The organism is Streptomyces sp. SD31 (assembly GCF_052068475.1).
Taxonomy (GTDB): domain Bacteria; phylum Actinomycetota; class Actinomycetes; order Streptomycetales; family Streptomycetaceae; genus Streptomyces.
Genome location: NZ_JBQHCX010000001.1, coordinates 604,643 through 622,205, shown reverse-complemented (window position 1 = coordinate 622,205; position 17,563 = coordinate 604,643). Strand labels below are relative to the sequence as shown.

Sequence of the window (17,563 nt, the reverse complement as noted above, 5' to 3'; positions counted from 1 at the left end):
ATGTGAAGGCAACACGGAACGTCTCCAAACGCCCATTACACACCCTCCACCGAACCTTGGTCGAAGAGTCGACCAAGACCGTACAACCAAAGCCATTCCTCGCGAGTCGTGATCTGGACAACCCCCAACCAATGTTCCGCACTCGACCAGAGGATCGAATGAACCCAGCCAGACGCACGACCGCCGCAGCCGCGACGACGGTCGTGCTCGCCACCGCGGGCACCCTGCTCGCGACGACCCCCGCGTCCGCCGCCGTGACCTGCGCCTCGCCCGTCTTCAAACGGCAGTTCTTCGCGAATACGACCCTTTCGGGCACCGCGAAGAAGACGGACTGCGACAGCGCCATCGACCAGACCTGGAGCGGGGCCCCCGCCACCGGTCTGCCGAAGGACAACTTCTCCGTCCGCTGGACCGTGACACGGGACTTCGGCTCCGGCGGCCCGTTCTCCTTCGCCGCCTCCGCACAGGACGGCATCCGCGTCTACCTCGACGGCGTCCGCAAGATCGACCTGTGGAAGAACGTGTCGACGACGGTGAGCAAGACGGTCAACGTCACCATCCCGTCCGGCAAGCACACCCTGCGCGTCGACTTCGCCAACTGGACCGGCACAGCCACCGTCAAGTTCGGCTACACGCCCCGCACTTCGGCATCCGTCGACACGGTCAAGCCCCTGGCCCCGACCGGGACTTCGGTGGCGTACGACCCGACGACCGGCAAGGCCAAGCTCACCTGGGCGAAGAACAAGGAGATGGACCTCGCGGGGTACCGGGTCTTCCGCCGCCTCAAGGGCGCTGCCTTCCCCGGCACACCCCTCGCGACCACCACGACCTCCACCACCACCTACACCGACGCCACCCTCCCGGTCACCGGCGACACCTACTACTACGAGATCCGCGCCTACGACAAAGCCGGCAACGTCTCGACCGGTACCGCGGACCAGGCCGTCACCACCGCCGACCGGACCGCACCCGGCGTGCCCACCATCACGAGCGCGACGGGCGAGGTGACCCCGACCGGGGGTACGGGCGGACTGCTGGTCGGCTGGGACGCGGTCGCGGACGCGGCGACGTACCGCGTCTTCCGGGCGGCGAGCGAGAACGGCACGTACGCCGAGGTCGCGAGCACGGACCAGCTCTCCTACCTGGACACCTCGGCCGTCGAGGGCACCGTGTACTACTACCGGGTGTCGGCCGTCGACGCGGCGGGCAACGAATCCGCCCTCACCGAGCCCCAGCGGGGCAAGATCTGGGACAACGACCCCCCGCCGCTCGTCAGCGGGCTGAACGTCACCCCGACCGAGTACGGCTTCCAGCTGGACTGGGACAAGAGCCCGGCCGAGGATCTGCGGTACTACACGATCCACTGGGGCGAGCTGTGGGGCGACGAGGGCGAACAGGTCTGTGCCGGAAGCCTGGTGGACTACGTCTCCCCCGACGAGACCTCGTACGCGTACACCACGCTCCCTGACGGCGACGAGGTCTGCTTCTTCGTCGACGCCGTGGACGACGAGGGCAACTCCGCCATCAAGTGGAGCGACGATTCGGTCGAGGCCGTGCGGGTCACCGAGCTCGACATGACGCCGAGCGTGGCGACGCCCGAGGGCTCACCGCTGCGCCTGACGGTCACGGGCGCGGAGGGCGACGAGGGCAACCGCCTCGAGTGGTCCGGGCTCGGCGCGGGCGAGGAGGAGTCCGCCGACCCCGCGGAGAGCTTCCGTGTCTACCGGTGGAACCCGGCCTCCTCGGCGTACGAGAAGATCGCCGAACTCCCGGCCGGTGCCTTCACGTACTCCGACACGGGCGCGCGGCGCGGCACCACGTCCTACTACTGGGTGACCGGTGTGCAGGCCGACGGCACCGAGTCCGTACCCGCGGGCGACTGGACGGTCACGGCGCCCGCCGCCTGACCTGCCCCACCTGCCCCACCTGCCCCACCTGCCCCACCTGCCCCCTGCGAAGATCATCCGCATGACCGTGACTGAAACCCCCGTCGAGGACAGCCTGTTCGGCCCGCTGGCCGTCCGCCTGGACACCGAGCGGGGCGAAGTCGTCGTCGAGGGCGAGGCGCTACCGCGGATCGTGCTGAGCCGTGCCGCCGGCACCGAGACCGACGACCACATACCCGTCGGGACCCGGGACGGCGGCCGGCTCACCCTCACCGTCGACGGCGAGGAAGCCTCCGTGCACCCCGCCAAGGGCCGGCTGACCCGGCGTTCGTTCCGGGTCGACGTCCGGTATGCGGGCCACCTGTGGCGGCTGGTGCCCGACTCGTTGCCGGGGAGCCAGTTCCTGCGCGACGGGCGGCGGTTGGGGAACTTCTACTCCGAGGGCGACGGGCAAGTGGCGGCCGAGTGGCGACAGGATCCCGGGCCGGACACCGGGCCGGACACTGACCCGGACATCGCGCCGGACCCCACGGATGCCGCCCTGGGCTACGCCGTCGCCGCCGCGTTCGGCACGGGCGCGCAGCCGATGTGGATGCTGGTCGGCGATGCGATCGGTGAGCTGATTCCCTGACACCGGATACAGCCGAGGACGCCGCCCGCAGGACCGTACAACCAATCGGTGCCCCGGCCGGCCCTGTTCGGCGACGGTTGATCGCCGTCGTCGCCGAACAGACTGAAGGACCGCACCGACGCCGAGGACCCGCTGGCCATGCTCTGCATCGACATCCCGGACGGCGACCCGTCCGTCCCCACCGTCACCGCCACGGAGCTGAACATCGTCCCGGGCGAGCCGATCGGCCAGGACTTCGAGGCGGGCGGCCCGCGGTTCGCCCCCGCCGACGCCACCGCACCCCGCGTCTGCCGGGCGGCGACCTCCTCGACCGGCTCAGCTGAAGGCGGTGGCGTGCTCCGACACCCATTGGCGGAACGTCCTGGCCGGGGCACCGGCGATTCGGGAAACGGTGTCGCGCACCATGAGCAGTTCCGCGTTGACGGCGCCGCCCGTCACATCGAGCATCGCGTCGGCGGTCTCGTCGCCCAGGAGGGCGGCCAGGTCACGGTGGGCCTCCTCCCGGCTGATCTCGGCGAGCGCCACGTCCCGGCCCAGCACGTCCGCGAGGGCTTCCACCTGCTGCCGGGCGGTGATCCGCTGTGGGCCGGTCAGCGCGTACGTCCGCCCTCGATGGCCGGACTCGGTCAGCGCCACCCGTGCCACCGCCGCGATGTCCGCGGGGTGGATCGTGGGCAACCCGATGTCCGCATAAGGCGTACGGACCGCTCCGTGGTCACGGATCTCCTCGGCCCACCACAGGGCGTTCGAGGCGAACTGCGTCGGCCGCAGGATCGTCCACGCCATGCCGCTGCCCTTGAGCAGACGCTCGACGGCCAGGTTCTCCGCGGCCGGGCCCAGGTGCGGATGCGTCTGTGCGGTGATGGACGAGACCAGCACCACATGCTCCACGCCCGCCGCCCGGGCGGCTTCGAGGATCTCGGCGTCCGGGCCGAGTCGCGACACGAGGAACAGGGAGCGCACCCCCTCCAGCGCAGGCTTCAGTGAGGACGGCCGGCCGAGGTCACCCTCGACCGCCTCGACTCCTTCCGGGAACACGGCCCGCGCGGCATCCCGGGTGAGCCCTCCCAGCGGTCCGGCGTCGATCCCCCGGAGTTCCTTCACGAGGGCGCTGCCTATGTTTCCGGTGGCTCCGGTCACGAGAATCATGCGGGTGACATTAGGACCTCAACCAACCTTGAGGTCAAAGGTCGGAGGAGCCAAAAGGCCCTTGGCCCGCAGGTTCCGAGAGGAACCTGCGGGCCAAGGGCCTTTGACGTCGCCATCAGTCAGAGGTCTGCTGCCGCTTGGGCCGCCACACCACCAACGCGCTGGTCTGCTGCACTTCCTGATACGGCACCAGGTCCCGGCGGTACGACGCGTGCACCGCCGCCTCGCGCTGCTGCATCGCCGCCGCCGCGCCGTCCAGGGCCGACTGCAGTTCGGCGACCCGGGACTGGAGCGCGGCGACCTGGTTCTCCAGTTCGATGATGCGCTTGATGCCGGCCAGGTTGATGCCCTCGTCCTGCGACAACTGCTGGACGGTGCGCAGCAGTTCGATGTCGCGGGCCGAGTAGCGGCGCCCCCGGCCGGCGGTGCGGTCCGGAGACACCAGGCCCAGACGGTCGTACTGGCGCAGCGTCTGCGGGTGCAGGCCGGAGAGCTGGGCCGCCACCGAGATGACGTAGACCGGGGTTTCCTCGGTCAGTTCATACGGGTTGCGTCGACGACCGTCCATCTGACTCATGCTCCCTTCGCGGCCTGGAACAGCTCCGCCCGCGGGTCCTCGCCCGCGGTCGCCTCGCGATACGCCTCCAGTGCGTCACGAGCCTTCCCCGAAAGGTCCTTCGGGACACTCACCTCGACGGTGACCAGGAGGTCGCCGCGGGTGCCGTCCTTGCGGACCGCGCCCTTGCCCCGCGCCCGCATGGTGCGGCCGTTGGGTGTGCCGGGCGGCAGTTTCAGGGTGACCGGCGGTCCGCCCAGGGTGGGGACCCTGACCTCGCCGCCGAGGGCCGCCTCCGTGAAGGTCACGGGGACGGTCACCGTGAGGTTGTCGTCCTTGCGGCCGAACACCGGGTGCGCGGCGACATGCACGGTGACGTACAGGTCGCCGGACGGGCCGCCGCGTTCACCGGGTGCGCCCTTGCCGCGCAGACGGATGCGCTGGCCGTCGGAGACCCCGGCCGGGATGCGCACCTGCATGGTCCTGGACGACTTCGCCCGGCCGCTGCCCTTGCACTCCAGGCAGGGGTGCTCGGCCATCAGGCCGCGCCCCTTGCAGTCCGGGCAGGGGTCGGTGAGGGAGAAGCCGCCACCGGAGCCCCGCGCCACCTGGCCGGTGCCGACGCAGGTCGGGCACACCCGCGGTGTGCCGTTCTTGTCGCCGGTGCCGGCGCAGGCCTTGCAGGGAGACTGCGAGGACATCCGCAGCGGGACCGTCGCACCCTCGATCGCCTCGGTGAAGCTGAGGCTGACCTCGGTGTCGATGTCCTGGCCGCGCCTGGGCTGGGTACGGGTCGTACCCGTGCCACCGCGGTTGAACAGGCCCCCGAAGACGTCACCGAGTCCGCCGCCGAAGCCGCCGGCTCCCCCTTGCCCGCCCTGGGCGCCGCCTCCGAAGAGGTCGCCCAGGTCGAAGTTGAAGGAGCCGCCCGCGCCGCCCGGCCCCGGGCGGAAGCCGCCGTTGCCGAAGAGGGCGCGTGCCTCGTCGTACTCCTTGCGCTTCTTGGGGTCACCGAGGATGTCGTTCGCCTCGGAGATCTCCTTGAAGCGCTCCTCCGCCTTGGCGTTGCCCTTGTTGGCGTCCGGGTGGTACTCGCGGGCGAGCTTGCGGTACGCCTTCTTGATCTCGGCTTCGGTGGCGTCCTTGGGGACGCCGAGGACCTTGTAGAAGTCCTTCTCGATGAAGTCCTTGGTGCTCATCCTCGACGTACCCCCTTCCCGTAGTCCCTCGTCAATTCAACGTCAGCCCTCGTCCGGGCCACCGCTCTCCTTGTCGTCGCCCGCCTCGGTCGCCTCATCGGCCTTGACCGTCTGCGCGCCCGGCTGGGGCTCGGCGACGGCCACCCGCGCGGGGCGGATGGTGCGCTCGCCGATGCGATACCCCGGCTGGAGGATCGCGACGCAGGTCGTCTCGGTGACGTCCGGCGCGTAACTGTGCATCAGGGCCTCGTGGATCGTCGGGTCGAAGGGCTCGCCCTCCTTGCCGAACTGCTGCAGGCCCAGCTTCGCCGCGACGGTCTCCAGCGACTCCCCGACGGACTTGAATCCGCCGACGAGTTCGCCGTGTTCCCGTGCGCGCCCGATGTCGTCGAGCACGGGCAGGAGCTCGGTCAGGAGGTTCGCGATGGCGATCTCCTTGACCGTGATCCGGTCGCGCTCGACACGGCGGCGGTAGTTCTGGTACTCGGCCTGGAGCCGCTGGAGGTCCGCCGTGCGCTCACCGAGCGCCGTACGCACCTGGTCCAGCTGGGCCACCAGGCCCGCGTCTGCTGCTCCGTCCCCGGCCGGGGCCGCCCCCTCGCTGTTCGACGAGGTTGCGGCCTTCGACTCGGCGTCGTCAGGGGTCGCGCCGGAGGGGACGTCGGGCTTCTCCTCGAAGCCCGGGGTCTCCTCCGTCATTACGCGGCACCGTCCTTGCGCTCGTCGTCCACGATCTCGGCGTCGACGACGTCGTCGTCGGCGGCCTTGCCGCCCGCCGTGGCGCCCTCGGGGCCACCGGCGGCCTGCGCGCCCTGGGCGTCGGCGTACATGGCCTGGCCGACCTTCTGCGAGACCGCGGCGACCTTCTCGGTGGCCGTGCGGATCTCGGCGGTGTCCTCGCCCTTGAGCGCGGTCTTCAGCTCCTCGACGGCGGCCTCGACCTCGGTCTTGACCTCGCCGGGGACCTTGTCCTCGTTGTCCTTGAGGAACTTCTCCGTCTGGTAGACGAGCTGCTCGCCCTGGTTGCGGGTCTCGGCGGCCTCGCGGCGGCGGTGGTCCTCCTCCGCGTACTGCTCGGCCTCCTGGCGCATCCGGTCGACCTCGTCCTTCGGCAGCGAGGAGCCGCCGGTGACGGTCATCTTCTGCTCCTTGCCCGTGCCCAGGTCCTTGGCGGTCACGTGCATGATGCCGTTGGCGTCGATGTCGAAGGACACCTCGATCTGCGGGACACCGCGCGGCGCCGGCGGCAGACCGGTCAGCTCGAACATCCCGAGCTTCTTGTTGTACGCCGCGATCTCGCGCTCGCCCTGGTAGACCTGGATCTGCACGGACGGCTGGTTGTCCTCGGCCGTCGTGAAGATCTCGGACCGCTTGGTCGGGATCGTGGTGTTGCGCTCGATGAGCTTGGTCATGATGCCGCCCTTGGTCTCGATACCGAGGGACAGCGGGGTCACGTCGAGGAGCAGGACGTCCTTGACCTCACCCTTGAGGACACCGGCCTGGAGCGAGGCGCCGATGGCGACGACCTCGTCCGGGTTCACGCCCTTGTTGGCCTCCTTGCCGCCGGTCAGCTCCTTGACGAGCTCGGCGACGGCGGGCATACGGGTGGAGCCACCGACGAGGACGACGTGGTCGATCTCGTTGATGGAGACGCCGGCGTCCTTCATGACGTTGAAGAACGGGGTCTTGCAGCGCTCCAGCAGGTCCGCGGTCAGCTGCTGGAACTGAGCCCGGGTGAGCTTCTCGTCCAGGTGCAGCGGGCCCTCGGCAGAGGCGGTGATGTAGGGCAGGTTGATCGAGGTCTCGGTGGAGGAGGACAGCTCGATCTTGGCCTTCTCGGCGGCCTCGCGGAGGCGCTGGAGGGCCATCTTGTCCTTGGCGAGGTCCACGCCGTGACCGGACTTGAACTGCTGCACCAGGTAGTCGACGACGCGCTGGTCCCAGTCGTCACCACCGAGGTGGTTGTCACCGTTGGTGGCCTTCACCTCGACGACGCCGTCGCCGATCTCCAGCAGGGACACGTCGAAGGTGCCGCCACCGAGGTCGAAGACGAGGATCGTCTGGTCGTCCTTGTCGAGACCGTACGCGAGCGCGGCCGCGGTGGGCTCGTTGACGATGCGCAGGACGTTCAGACCGGCGATCTCGCCGGCCTCCTTCGTCGCCTGGCGCTCGGAGTCGTTGAAGTACGCCGGGACGGTGATGACCGCGTCGGTCACCTTCTCGCCCAGGTAGGACTCGGCGTCCCGCTTCAGCTTCTGGAGGATGAAGGCGGAGATCTGCTGCGGGTTGAAGGGCTTCCCGTCGAGCTCCATCTTCCAGTCGGTGCCCATGTGACGCTTCACGGACCGGATGGTCCGGTCGACGTTCGTGACCGCCTGACGCTTGGCGACCTCGCCGACGAGCACCTCACCGTTCTTGGCGAAGGCGACGACGGAAGGCGTGGTCCTGGCGCCCTCGGCGTTGGTGATGACGGTGGGCTCGCCGCCCTCCAGAACGCTGACGACGGAGTTAGTCGTGCCCAGGTCGATGCCGACCGCACGTGCCATGGTTGATTCCTCCAGCTGACTTGAGTGGAACGGACTCAAGTGTGCATGACGGCCCCGCCCCGGTCAACAGAGCTGAGTCGACCCCACTCAACTCTTATCCGTTCCTTACACGCAACTGGGCTCTGACCTGCGTAGATGTGGCCTGAGCAGGCGGCCGCACAGCACCCCCCAGGGGAAAAGAGGGTTGACGACGAGGCGCGTAGGGCTTGACCAGCAGCAGTCCGAATACGGCGATGAGGGCACCCACCCCCACCCAGAACACTCCCGACTCGGCAAGCCATCCCATGTGCACGAGAACGGCGACGAGTACCCCGGAGAAGGCCGCCACACCCAGGACGACGGTCGCGGCCGGCGGGGTGAGGCCGAGCCGGCGCAGGCGATGGGCGAGATGGTCGGGGCCGCCCCGCAGCAGCGGCCGCCCGGCCAGCCGGCGGGACAGCGCCACCAGGAGGACGTCGGCGGTGGCGAGCGCGGTGAGCGCGTAGAGCACACCCATGCTCGACACCGGCTCGTGCCCGGTACGGGTCATCACGGCCGTCGACGCCAGCACGAACCCGACGAACAGGGATCCGCACGCCCCGAGCCCGACCCGGGCGGGGTGCCAGTTGTGCATGAGGAAACCGGTCAGGGCGGCGGCCAGCACGCTCAGCAGCACGGCCAGTTCGTCCATCACCTCGGCCGCCGCCAGCAGCCCGACGCCGAACGCGGTGACGACCCCGACGGTGCCGGCCAGCCCGTCCGCATGGTCGAGCGCCTTGAAGCCGACGGCGACGAGAACGATCCAGCCGACGGCCGGCACCCCCAGCAGGAAGCCCGTCTCGCCGTACGGCACCACGCAGGCCGCCGCCACGGCCGTACCGCCGGCCAGGAACCGCGCCTTCACCCGCCGCACGTCGGCGACCAGCCCGAGCACGGCGACGGCGCCCGCGGCCATCAGCAGCCGCTCGATCTCGGGGCCCAGCGGGGCGAAGCCCGTCCACTCCCCCGCGGCGACGACCAGGCAGGTCACGAGCACGACACCGGCACCGCCGAGCAACGGCAGCGGCCGCTGACGACGACGATCGACGATGCCGAGGCGCAGGGCGGGCAGCCGGAGCAGCGCCGCGAGGAAGGCGGCGAGAAGGAGAGAGGTGGTGGCTGCTGCGATCCCGTAAAGCACGGGGCTAGGTTAGTGCCGTATATACCATTTCGGGATGAATAACACGATCGGTTCTTAAGGCAACCCTCAGCGACTCACATCACTCCACACCTGGCTACAGTGCGGCGGAGGATGCGGGTAGTCTCAGACAGACTGAATAAGTTACCGCTTAGTAATGTCCTCTCAGTAATGTCGAGGGACCCCCTCGAACCACCCCTCGCAGGCCCGAGGAGCCCCGAAATGCAACTCGCCGCGATCATCGTGTCGCTGGTGCTGACCGTGGTCGGCGTTGCGCTGCTCGCACGCGCCATCGGCCAGTTCGTCCGGTACTTCAAGCTCGGCCAGCCCGTGCCCGCCGGCACCCGGACCGACAACCCCTACCAGCGCAGTGTGACCCTGGTGCGGGAGTTCCTCGGCCACACCCGGATGAACCGGTGGGGCATCGTCGGCTTCGCCCACTGGTTCGTGGCGGTCGGCTTCCTGACGCTGCCGCCGACGATCATCACCGCGTACGGCCAGCTGTTCGAGGCCGACTGGACGCTGCCGGTCATCGGCGGCTTCCTGCCGTACGAGCTGTACATCGAGTTCATCGCAGCGATGACCACCCTCGGCATCGTCACGCTGATGGTGATCCGTCTGCTGAGCCTGCCCTCGCGCGCGGGCCGAAAGTCGCGGTTCGCGGGCTCGAAGATGGGCCAGGCGTACTTCGTCGAGTACGTCATCTTCACCATCGGCCTCGCCATCTACGTCCTGCGCGGGCTCGAGGGCGCGCTGCACCACGTGGACCACTTCGAGGCCGCGTACTTCGCCTCGTACCCGCTGGTCCTCGCCTTCAAGGGCCTGAGCGTCGCCACGCTGCAGAACCTCGTCTACCTGTTCGCGATGATCAAGCTGAGCACGACGATGATCTGGATGATCACGGTCTCGCTCAACACCAACATGGGCGTGGCCTGGCACCGCTTCCTGGGCTTCCCGAACATCTGGTTCAAGCGCAACGCGACGGGTGAGACGGCCCTCGGCGCCCTCCAGCCGATGACGTCCGGCGGCAAGCCGATCGACTTCACCGACCCCGGCGAGGACGACGTCTTCGGTGTCTCCCAGGTCGAGCAGTTCTCCTGGAAGGGCCTGCTGGACTTCTCCACCTGCACCGAGTGCGGCCGCTGCCAGTCGCAGTGCCCCGCCTGGAACACGGGCAAGCCGCTCTCCCCCAAGCTCCTGATCATGTCGCTGCGCGACCACGCGCACGCCAAGGCCCCGTATCTGCTGGCCGGCGGCGGCAAGACCATGGAGGGCGAGGAGAAGGCCTCCGAGGAGCAGCTCAAGGACGTCCCCGCGGCCGCCCTCGCGGAGGCCGAGCGCCCGCTGATCGGCACCGTCGAGGAGAACGGCGTCATCGACCCGGACGTCCTGTGGTCCTGCACCACCTGCGGCGCCTGCGTCGAGCAGTGCCCGGTGGACATCGAGCACATCGACCACATCGTCGACATGCGCCGCTACCAGGTGATGATCGAGTCCGCGTTCCCGTCCGAGGCGGGCACGATGCTCAAGAACCTGGAGAAGAAGGGCAACCCCTGGGGCCTGGCGAAGAAGCAGCGCCTGGAGTGGCTGAAGGAACTCGACTTCGAGGTGCCGGTCGTCGGCAAGGACATCGAGGACCTCACCGAGGTCGAGTACCTGTACTGGGTCGGCTGCGCCGGCGCCCTGGAGGACCGTGCCAAGAAGACCACCAAGGCCTTCGCCGAGCTGCTGCACATCGCGGGCGTCAAGTTCGCGATCATGGGCGGCGACGAGAAGTGCACCGGTGACTCCGCCCGCCGCCTCGGCAACGAGCCCCTGTTCCAGGAGCTCGGCATGGAGAACGTCATGGCGCTGAACATGGCGTTCGGCGAGGAGATGGACGACGAGGGCAACGTCACGCCCGAGTCGAAGAAGCCGAAGTCGGCGAAGAAGATCGTCGCCACCTGCCCGCACTGCCTCAACACGATCGGCAACGAGTACCCGCAGATCGGCGGCGACTACGAGGTCATCCACCACACCCAGCTGCTCCAGCACCTGGTGGACGAGGGCAAGCTGGTCCCGGTCACGCCGGTCGAGGGCATCATCACCTACCACGACCCCTGCTACCTGGGCCGCCACAACAAGATCTACACGCCCCCGCGCGAGATCATCGCCAGCGTCCCGGGCATCCGCAACGAGGAGATGCACCGACACAAGGAGCGCGGCTTCTGCTGTGGCGCCGGTGGTGCGCGGATGTGGATGGAGGAGCGGATCGGCAAGCGCATCAACAACGAGCGCGTCGACGAGGCCCTCTCGGTCAACCCGGACATCGTCTCGACGGCCTGCCCGTTCTGCCTCGTCATGCTCACGGACTCCGTGAACGGCAAGAAGAACGACGGCAAGGCCAAGGAGTCCATCCAGGTCGTCGACGTCGCCCAGCTGCTGCTGGAGTCGGTCAAGACGCCGGTGGACCCCGAGGACACGGCGGAGACGGAGAGCGAGCCGGAGCCCGAGCCCGTGAAGTAGCAGCCGTTACGGCCGTCCGGCGCCCCCTGTCCTCATCGGCAGGGGGCGCCGTCGTATGTCAGCCGATGCTGCGGACCGAGGTGAAGACTTGGCCGAGCAGGACGAGGAGGAACGCGCCGACGAAGCAGAGCATCTGCGGGATGCTCGGGGTCTGCCCCAGCAGCAGGGGAAGCCAGCCCCAGAACAGCGCCCCGGCCAGCACGGCGCGCACCGTCTGGAGCGGGGCCGACCAGGCCAGTTCCTGCAGGTCGTCGCCGTCGGGCACGAGGGTGAACACAAGGCCCAGGACGGCGCCGATGAGCCCGATGACGACGAAGGCGATCACCGACCCGGTGCCCAACTCGTCGTCCTGGAAGGCACTCCAGCGATTCCCGGCGAGCGCGTGCAGGTCCTTGCTCTCGTTGGCGTAGCCGCCGAGCTCCGGTGCGGACCGGGCCCACAGCACGTCGATCTCGGTTCCCCGGCGCGGCTTCTCGTACGTGTACGCACCGCGCACGGTGAGCCGCTCGGCCCCGCCGGGCACGGAGACCACCAGCCGTGACGCGTACCCCTTCACGCCGCCTTCGCCGTCGGACTCCTCCCGGGTCGACTGCCGCTCCACGACCCTCGCGGCGCTGACCTCGGCGCCCGCCTCACGCAGGGCGTCGAGCTTCTCGCCCGCGTTGACGGAGGTGAGCAGGGCGACGAAGAAAACGGCGGAGGAGAACGTCACCAGCAGCCAGACGGCACCTGTGCGGAGCTTGACCCAGACGCCGCCCGTGAAAACGTCGGCGGCGGGCTCGTCGCGCAGCACCCACAGCGCGATCGCACGCACCACCGCACAGCCCACGGCGACGGCCCCCCAGACGAGCGGCTCGTGCCAGGGCCGCGACATGGCGGTCGCCCCCAGCAGCCACGTACACGCGACGGCCGCCGCGACCCACCCCACCAACGCACACAGCCGTACGATCCACACCAGCGCAGTACCCATGTGCCCTCCCCCGAGGGGCGTCCCCATCGCCCGCCGCGGGCACTGTACGGCAGGAACCAATCAGAAAGGACCGCAAGCGTGATCATCTTCGGTACCAAGGGCTACCTCTACCAGCTGGCCATACTCACGCTGGTGTGCGGCCAGTGCGGGAACCCCGCCGCGCACACGCTCAGGAAGCGCGTCACGAAGTTCACGCTGTTCTTCGTGCCGCTGTTCCCGATCTCGACGAAGTACGCGACGCAGTGCACCTTCTGCGGCGCCGATCAGAAGGTGACTCAGGAGCAGGCGGAACAGCTCCAGACGCAGTCCGCCGCCGGCGGCGGTCAGCAGCAGTACGGGCAGCCGCAGCAGCCGTACCAGTCCTGACCCGGCGCCGTTACGACCTCGGCTGCTTGGGCCCGTTCACCGCGTCAGCGGCATGCCGGGGGCCGGGCCGCGACGAGAACTGGCCGACGAGCTCGCGAAAGCAGATCAGGGCGGTGATCGGCGGAATTCCGACGACCACCATCGCGAGCAGAGAATGCGGTGACTGGCCGATGCACAATGCCACCGCCGTGCCGGAGGAGACGAGCATGACGGCCCAGGACCGGCGAGCGGTTCGGCGCTGGACGGCTGCCCGCAGAATGGACAGCCCTGCCAGCAGCCACGGCCCATAGACCGTCAACGGCCACCAATGGGCCAGCTTCGGCGAGACCACGAGCAGCGCGATGGAGCGCAGCTGATCGTACGAATACGAAATGGACCAGGTGAGCATCGTGCCCGCACACAGGGTGATGAGTGTGACCAGGACCGCGACAGTGATGATCTTCGGGTTTCTGGGAAGGACGTGAGCGCTGGGCTGAGGCCGCCGTCGATGGACCGGGCGGGGCAGCGGCCTGTCGCTGTCCGGCGCGGGCGGAGCGGGAGCCGGGGCGGAAGCAGGATCCAGGCCCTGCCCCGCCAGACCCGCCAGGCCCGGCACCTGCAGCCCCTGCGTCGTGTTCAGCATCTGGGCAAGCTCTTCGTCCAGATCCCAGCCGCCCGACGACGAGATCGCCGAATCAGGGGCGTGCCAGAGGTTCTGCATGTCGAGCTGTTGCGTGTAATGAGGCTGTTCGTCGACCGCCTCGTAGTCGGTTCGCATTTCTAGAACCCCTCCCCCTCCATCGCGGCCCGAAGATATTCACTCTCCATACGGCTGATGGTTCTGAGAAAGTCATCGAGCAGATCAGAGCAGTGCGTGATGCCTTCCGCAGCGGTCTGATCAACCGCCTGCCGCAAGCGGAACGGATGATCATCATCTGCGTGTGTTTCCCGCCAAGTCACGCCCACTCAACGAGCGCCACGCCGTGCAGGACATCTGGCATTCGGGGGAATATCCGTCAACGGTGATTATCTGGAATATCCAACGACAGGGCCCGGACGGTGAAATTCAGAATATGTGTGATGCGGTGTTATTGATATCCGCCAGTCCGGTTCCGGAAGATCACGGCGAGGGCGGGGCCGGCGACGAGGAGGAGAGCGAGGGCGGCGTAACCCCAGGTGAGGGTGGCCAGGGAGGCGACGGCGGCGACCAGCAACGGGCCGCCCGCGTCGCCGAGTTCGCGGCCCAGCTCGGCGGAGCCCATGGTCTGGCCCAGCCGTTCGGCGGGCGTGGCGGCGGCCAGGGCGGCGAACCCGAGCGGGGTGATCAGGCCGGTGCCGATGCCGATCAGCGTGGCCGCGAGGAGGACGCCGGCCAGGCCGGGCAGCATCGCCGAGGCCAGTCCCGCCGCCGTGATCAGCAGCCCGGCGGTGAGGCCGGTGCGTGCGGTGAGGCGGCCATCGTCCAGGGCCCGCCCGGCCTTGGGCTGTACGACGGCCGCGCAGGCCGCCAGCACCGACACCGCGGCGCCGGTCGCGACCGTGCCCAGCCCGGCGGCGGCGCCGGAGACCGGCAGGAAGCCGACGCCGACGGAGAGGGCGGCGGTCGCGCCGGCCAGGGCGGCCGTAGGACGGAGGAAGGCCGGGTCGGCCAGGCGCCGAGCCAGGTCCAGGACCGTCTGCCGCTGCTTGGGCAGTGGCGGTACGTGCGGGACGGCGAGCGCGGCCCAGAGCGCGACCGCCGCGCCGAGTACCGCCAGCACGGTGAACAGCAGTCGTAGGCCACCGGCCCACACCAGGACGCCGCCGAGCAGCGGGCCCAGGGTGTAGCCGATGGACTTGTGGAAGCCGTAACTGCCGAACGCCCGCCCGTGCTTGGCCGCCGGGTTCAGCCGGGCGACCAGCGCGGACGCGGACGGCGAGAACGCGGAGGCCGCGGCGCCCTGACCGAGCCGGGCGGCCCAGAGCCAGCCGGGGCTGTCGGCGACGACGTACGCGGCGGAGGCCAGCGCGAACGCGACGAGGCCGCCGAGCAGCACCGGACGCGCCCCGATCCGGTCGGCGAGCGTGCCGAAGAGCGGCTTGAGCACGACCTCGGCACCGTCGTACAGCGCGAGCAGGCCGCCGAGGACCAGCAGGGAGGTCACGGCGTCGTCGGAGTAGCCACCGAGGTTGGCGGCGATGCCGTGCGCGCCGAAGGCGGTGGTGAAGCCGGCGGCGTAGAGGGGCCACATCTGGGGGGCGGAGGTGGGGGTGGGGGACGGGGCGGGTGGTCGGTCCGGCGTTGCGGTCATATGTGCTCGCCGTCCTTGGGGGCTGGGCTGCGGGGGCACGGGGTGTGGCGGCTCGGGGTGCAGTGGCCGCCTCGCCGGCACCTGGCAAGTACTGGCTAGCCCCTGCGTCCCGTACCGGAGGCGAAGCCCAGCCATGTGTGGCGGTTGCCCCACCAGCACCAGCCGACCTTCGGGGCGTTGCGCCGCTCGCGGCCGTCGCGGCCCGTGCCGTTGCTGATCCAGATCGCCGGGGTGCGGGCGTCCAGGGCGCCGCTCGGCTTGCGCAGCCGGGAGCCGATGGTCATGAAGCAGCGGTTGCGCTCGAGGATCGGCGGCTGCTGGAGCACCCAGTGGATGCCTTCGGTGAGCAGCAGCGGGGTGCGGTCTTCCTTGGTCAGGGCGGGCAGCGCCTCTTCCGGGCTCCAGTTGGCCATACGGTCGCCGCGGTCGAGGCCGGTGACGACGTAGAGGGGGGCATCGGGCAGTTCGACGGCGTCGGGGGCGAAACGGTCGACGTCGGGCATGTCGACCACCACGAAGCCGGGCTTGCCGTCGTGACGGAGCAGCGGCGCGAGGGCGGACGCGGGGGCGCGGTCCGGGTGGACGGCGAGCAGCGCGTCGTTGCCTCCGCTGCCGGCGTCCTGCGCGAAGGTGCGTATCTCGTCGGCGGATATCCCCGCGAGTTCGTGCACCCCGAGCTCGATCAGGCGTTCCGCCTGGGTGGTGAGCGGCGGGAGCGAGGTCACGGTGGCGTTGGACGAACTGTCGGGCACAGGACTCCTCGGTTCGCGGGTCACGGCAGCGGCGATAGCAGCAGCGGCAGCGGGCGGACCTGAGGTCAACGTGGCGGTCACGCGGAATGTTCCCGGTCACCACGCCCGCGCGCCACCAGCCATCCCGGCACACGGGCGCACCCATCCCCGCAAAGGGACTGTCGCCCCTTCTCGAACGCGTGCATGATTACCCAGTTGTTGACCCTGGTGCTGACGAGGTGAGCGGTGCGCGCGCGAAGAGGCGGGAAGTGTACGGCGGCCAGGACCGGCACCCTCGGCGTCCTCGGCGTCCTCGCCCTGGCGGCCTGCGGTCCCGGCCGGCACACCGACAACGCCGAGCCGGCCCCGCACACCCCCGTCCAGATCGCCGACGCCCCCGCCCAACTCCCCGTCCCTCAGGGCAAGGGCAGCAAGACCCCCGACGACTTCAACGGCGACGGCCACCGCGACCTCGTCCTCAACGACCTGGTCAAGTCCCAGGCCCACGCCGACGATCCGGGCATCGGCATCGTCTACGGCGGTGACCGCGGGCTCGTCCCGGGCGCACGGCAGTTGCTCAGCCCCCGGCTCCAGGCGGCCCCGACGAAGGGCCGGCTCCCCGCGGTCTTCGACGCGGAGGAGACCTGCGACCTGAACCGCGACGGCTTCACCGACCTGGTCGTCTCCACCGACCCGCCCTACGACGGCCAGGGCCGCCCCCCGGTCCCCCTCCAACTCCTCTTCGGCTCCCCGGACGGCCTCACCGGCAAGGCGGTCGAACTCGCCATCCCCGCCTCCGCCCGCGCCGGCAACGACTGGCCCGACCAGCCGGTGTGCGGCGACTTCGACGGCGACGGCGCGCAGGACCTGGTCGTCCACGCCTCGGACGTCCAACTGACCTTTCTCCGCGGCCCGTTCACCCGCAACGGCAAGCCCAAGGCCGCAGCCGCCCCCATCCCGGCCCCCGGCAACGCCCCCACGGGCCCGGCAGCCGACGTCGACCACGACGGATACGACGATCTGGTGGTCCGTACGGCACAGGGCACAGGAAAGTCAGCGGTGGTCCTCGGCGGCCCTACCGGACCCACCCGCACCGGAGTCGTCCTGCCCGCCGGCATCGACGTAGCCCTCGGCGCCTTCGGCAAGGACAAGGCCGAGTTGGACGCGGCGGTCGGCACGATGGACGGAACCTTCCTGCGCTACGACCTCCCGGCCGCGGCCGTACGCGGAACCCTCGAAGTCCCCGGCTCGGTACTCGACGCCGCCGACTTCGACGGCGACGGACGGAGCGAACTGGTCTCCAGCGGCTCGCAGTTGCGTGTCTTCCGCGGTCGTACGGCAGGAATCGCGGCCGGCGGCGTGGTGACCGTGGAGCCGCCCGCGCAGGGCACCACGCGCGTCGTGGCCGTCGGCGACTTCGACGCGGACGGGCGGGCGGACCTGGTGGTGCGGACGTCCGCCGGCGAGACGAAGGACACGGTGGCCGTGTACCCGGGGAGGAAGACGGGGCTGGTGGCGGCGGAACCGTCGGTCGAGTTCTCCAGCTCGGAGTTCCAGGCGCGGTAGCAGTAGCCGCCACCGCCGCCCTTCCCGTCATT

The 17,563-nt window shown here is 69.8% G+C and carries 15 protein-coding genes; 5 read left to right on the top strand and 10 right to left on the bottom strand.

The window, feature by feature from the left end:
* The first annotated feature begins 158 nt into the window (after positions 1-158).
* Together ACTMVF_RS02790 and ACTMVF_RS02785 are read left to right on the top strand one after the other, a co-directional pair.
* Entirely contained in the window at positions 159-1,907 is a 1,749-nt protein-coding gene (locus ACTMVF_RS02790) for a PA14 domain-containing protein (protein WP_441269322.1), read from the top strand.
* Between the two features lie 61 nt (positions 1,908-1,968).
* Positions 1,969-2,517, top strand: a complete 549-nt coding sequence (locus ACTMVF_RS02785) for a hypothetical protein (RefSeq protein ID WP_441269321.1) — start codon at positions 1,969-1,971, stop codon at positions 2,515-2,517.
* Between the two features lie 315 nt (positions 2,518-2,832).
* Here ACTMVF_RS02785 and ACTMVF_RS02780 read toward each other — a convergent pair whose 3' ends face one another.
* The 6 genes from ACTMVF_RS02780 to ACTMVF_RS02755 all read right to left on the bottom strand — a co-directional run bounded on the left by ACTMVF_RS02780 (position 2,833) and on the right by ACTMVF_RS02755 (position 9,126).
* On the bottom strand, positions 2,833-3,666 hold the full coding sequence (locus ACTMVF_RS02780; RefSeq protein ID WP_441269320.1) for an NAD(P)H-binding protein: 834 nt from the start codon (positions 3,664-3,666) through the stop codon (positions 2,833-2,835).
* Positions 3,667-3,781: 115 nt separating this feature from the next.
* Positions 3,782-4,234, bottom strand: a complete 453-nt coding sequence (locus ACTMVF_RS02775) for a heat shock protein transcriptional repressor HspR (RefSeq protein WP_301998669.1) — start codon at positions 4,232-4,234, stop codon at positions 3,782-3,784.
* A gap of 5 nt (positions 4,235-4,239) precedes the next feature.
* Positions 4,240-5,421: a molecular chaperone DnaJ gene (gene dnaJ / locus ACTMVF_RS02770; RefSeq protein WP_441269319.1), complete on the bottom strand. Its 1,182-nt coding sequence runs from the start codon at positions 5,419-5,421 to the stop codon at positions 4,240-4,242.
* Positions 5,422-5,463: 42 nt separating this feature from the next.
* Positions 5,464-6,120 carry a nucleotide exchange factor GrpE gene (gene grpE, locus ACTMVF_RS02765; RefSeq protein WP_441269318.1) on the bottom strand — a complete coding sequence of 219 codons (657 nt, stop codon included), beginning with the start codon at positions 6,118-6,120 and terminating at the stop codon, positions 5,464-5,466.
* Positions 6,120-7,967: a molecular chaperone DnaK gene (gene dnaK, locus ACTMVF_RS02760; RefSeq protein WP_441269317.1), complete on the bottom strand. Its 1,848-nt coding sequence runs from the start codon at positions 7,965-7,967 to the stop codon at positions 6,120-6,122. The genes grpE and dnaK overlap by 1 nt, the downstream gene beginning before the upstream one ends.
* Positions 7,968-8,061: 94 nt before the next feature.
* Complete coding sequence (locus tag ACTMVF_RS02755) at positions 8,062-9,126, bottom strand: MraY family glycosyltransferase (protein ID WP_441269316.1); 1,065 nt, start codon at positions 9,124-9,126, stop codon at positions 8,062-8,064.
* Between the two features lie 219 nt (positions 9,127-9,345).
* Between ACTMVF_RS02755 and ACTMVF_RS02750 the strand changes: the two genes are divergently transcribed.
* Positions 9,346-11,628: a (Fe-S)-binding protein gene (locus ACTMVF_RS02750; protein WP_441269315.1), complete on the top strand. Its 2,283-nt coding sequence runs from the start codon at positions 9,346-9,348 to the stop codon at positions 11,626-11,628.
* A 58-nt stretch (positions 11,629-11,686) separates the two neighbouring features.
* Here the strand turns inward: ACTMVF_RS02750 and ACTMVF_RS02745 are convergent, their stop codons facing one another.
* On the bottom strand, positions 11,687-12,598 hold the full coding sequence (locus tag ACTMVF_RS02745; RefSeq protein WP_441269314.1) for a hypothetical protein: 912 nt from the start codon (positions 12,596-12,598) through the stop codon (positions 11,687-11,689).
* 78 nt (positions 12,599-12,676) lie between these two features.
* Between ACTMVF_RS02745 and ACTMVF_RS02740 the strand changes: the two genes are divergently transcribed.
* Positions 12,677-12,964: a zinc-ribbon domain-containing protein gene (locus tag ACTMVF_RS02740; RefSeq protein ID WP_403334466.1), complete on the top strand. Its 288-nt coding sequence runs from the start codon at positions 12,677-12,679 to the stop codon at positions 12,962-12,964.
* Between the two features lie 10 nt (positions 12,965-12,974).
* Here the strand turns inward: ACTMVF_RS02740 and ACTMVF_RS02735 are convergent, their stop codons facing one another.
* The 3 genes from ACTMVF_RS02735 to ACTMVF_RS02725 all read right to left on the bottom strand — a co-directional run bounded on the left by ACTMVF_RS02735 (position 12,975) and on the right by ACTMVF_RS02725 (position 15,986).
* A complete protein-coding gene (locus tag ACTMVF_RS02735) occupies positions 12,975-13,721 on the bottom strand; it encodes a DUF2637 domain-containing protein (RefSeq protein ID WP_441269313.1) in 747 nt (248 codons plus the stop codon).
* Positions 13,722-14,031: 310 nt separating this feature from the next.
* On the bottom strand, positions 14,032-15,174 hold the full coding sequence (locus ACTMVF_RS02730; protein WP_441269540.1) for an MFS transporter: 1,143 nt from the start codon (positions 15,172-15,174) through the stop codon (positions 14,032-14,034).
* 155 nt (positions 15,175-15,329) lie between these two features.
* Positions 15,330-15,986 (bottom strand): DUF5701 family protein, encoded by a 657-nt coding sequence (locus ACTMVF_RS02725; RefSeq protein ID WP_441269312.1) that lies wholly within the window; start codon positions 15,984-15,986, stop codon positions 15,330-15,332.
* Between the two features lie 225 nt (positions 15,987-16,211).
* Here ACTMVF_RS02725 and ACTMVF_RS02720 point away from each other — a divergent pair, with 225 nt between their 5' ends.
* Positions 16,212-17,531, top strand: coding sequence for an FG-GAP repeat domain-containing protein (locus ACTMVF_RS02720; protein ID WP_441269311.1), 1,320 nt, complete (start codon positions 16,212-16,214; stop codon positions 17,529-17,531).
* Positions 17,532-17,563 lie beyond the last annotated feature (32 nt).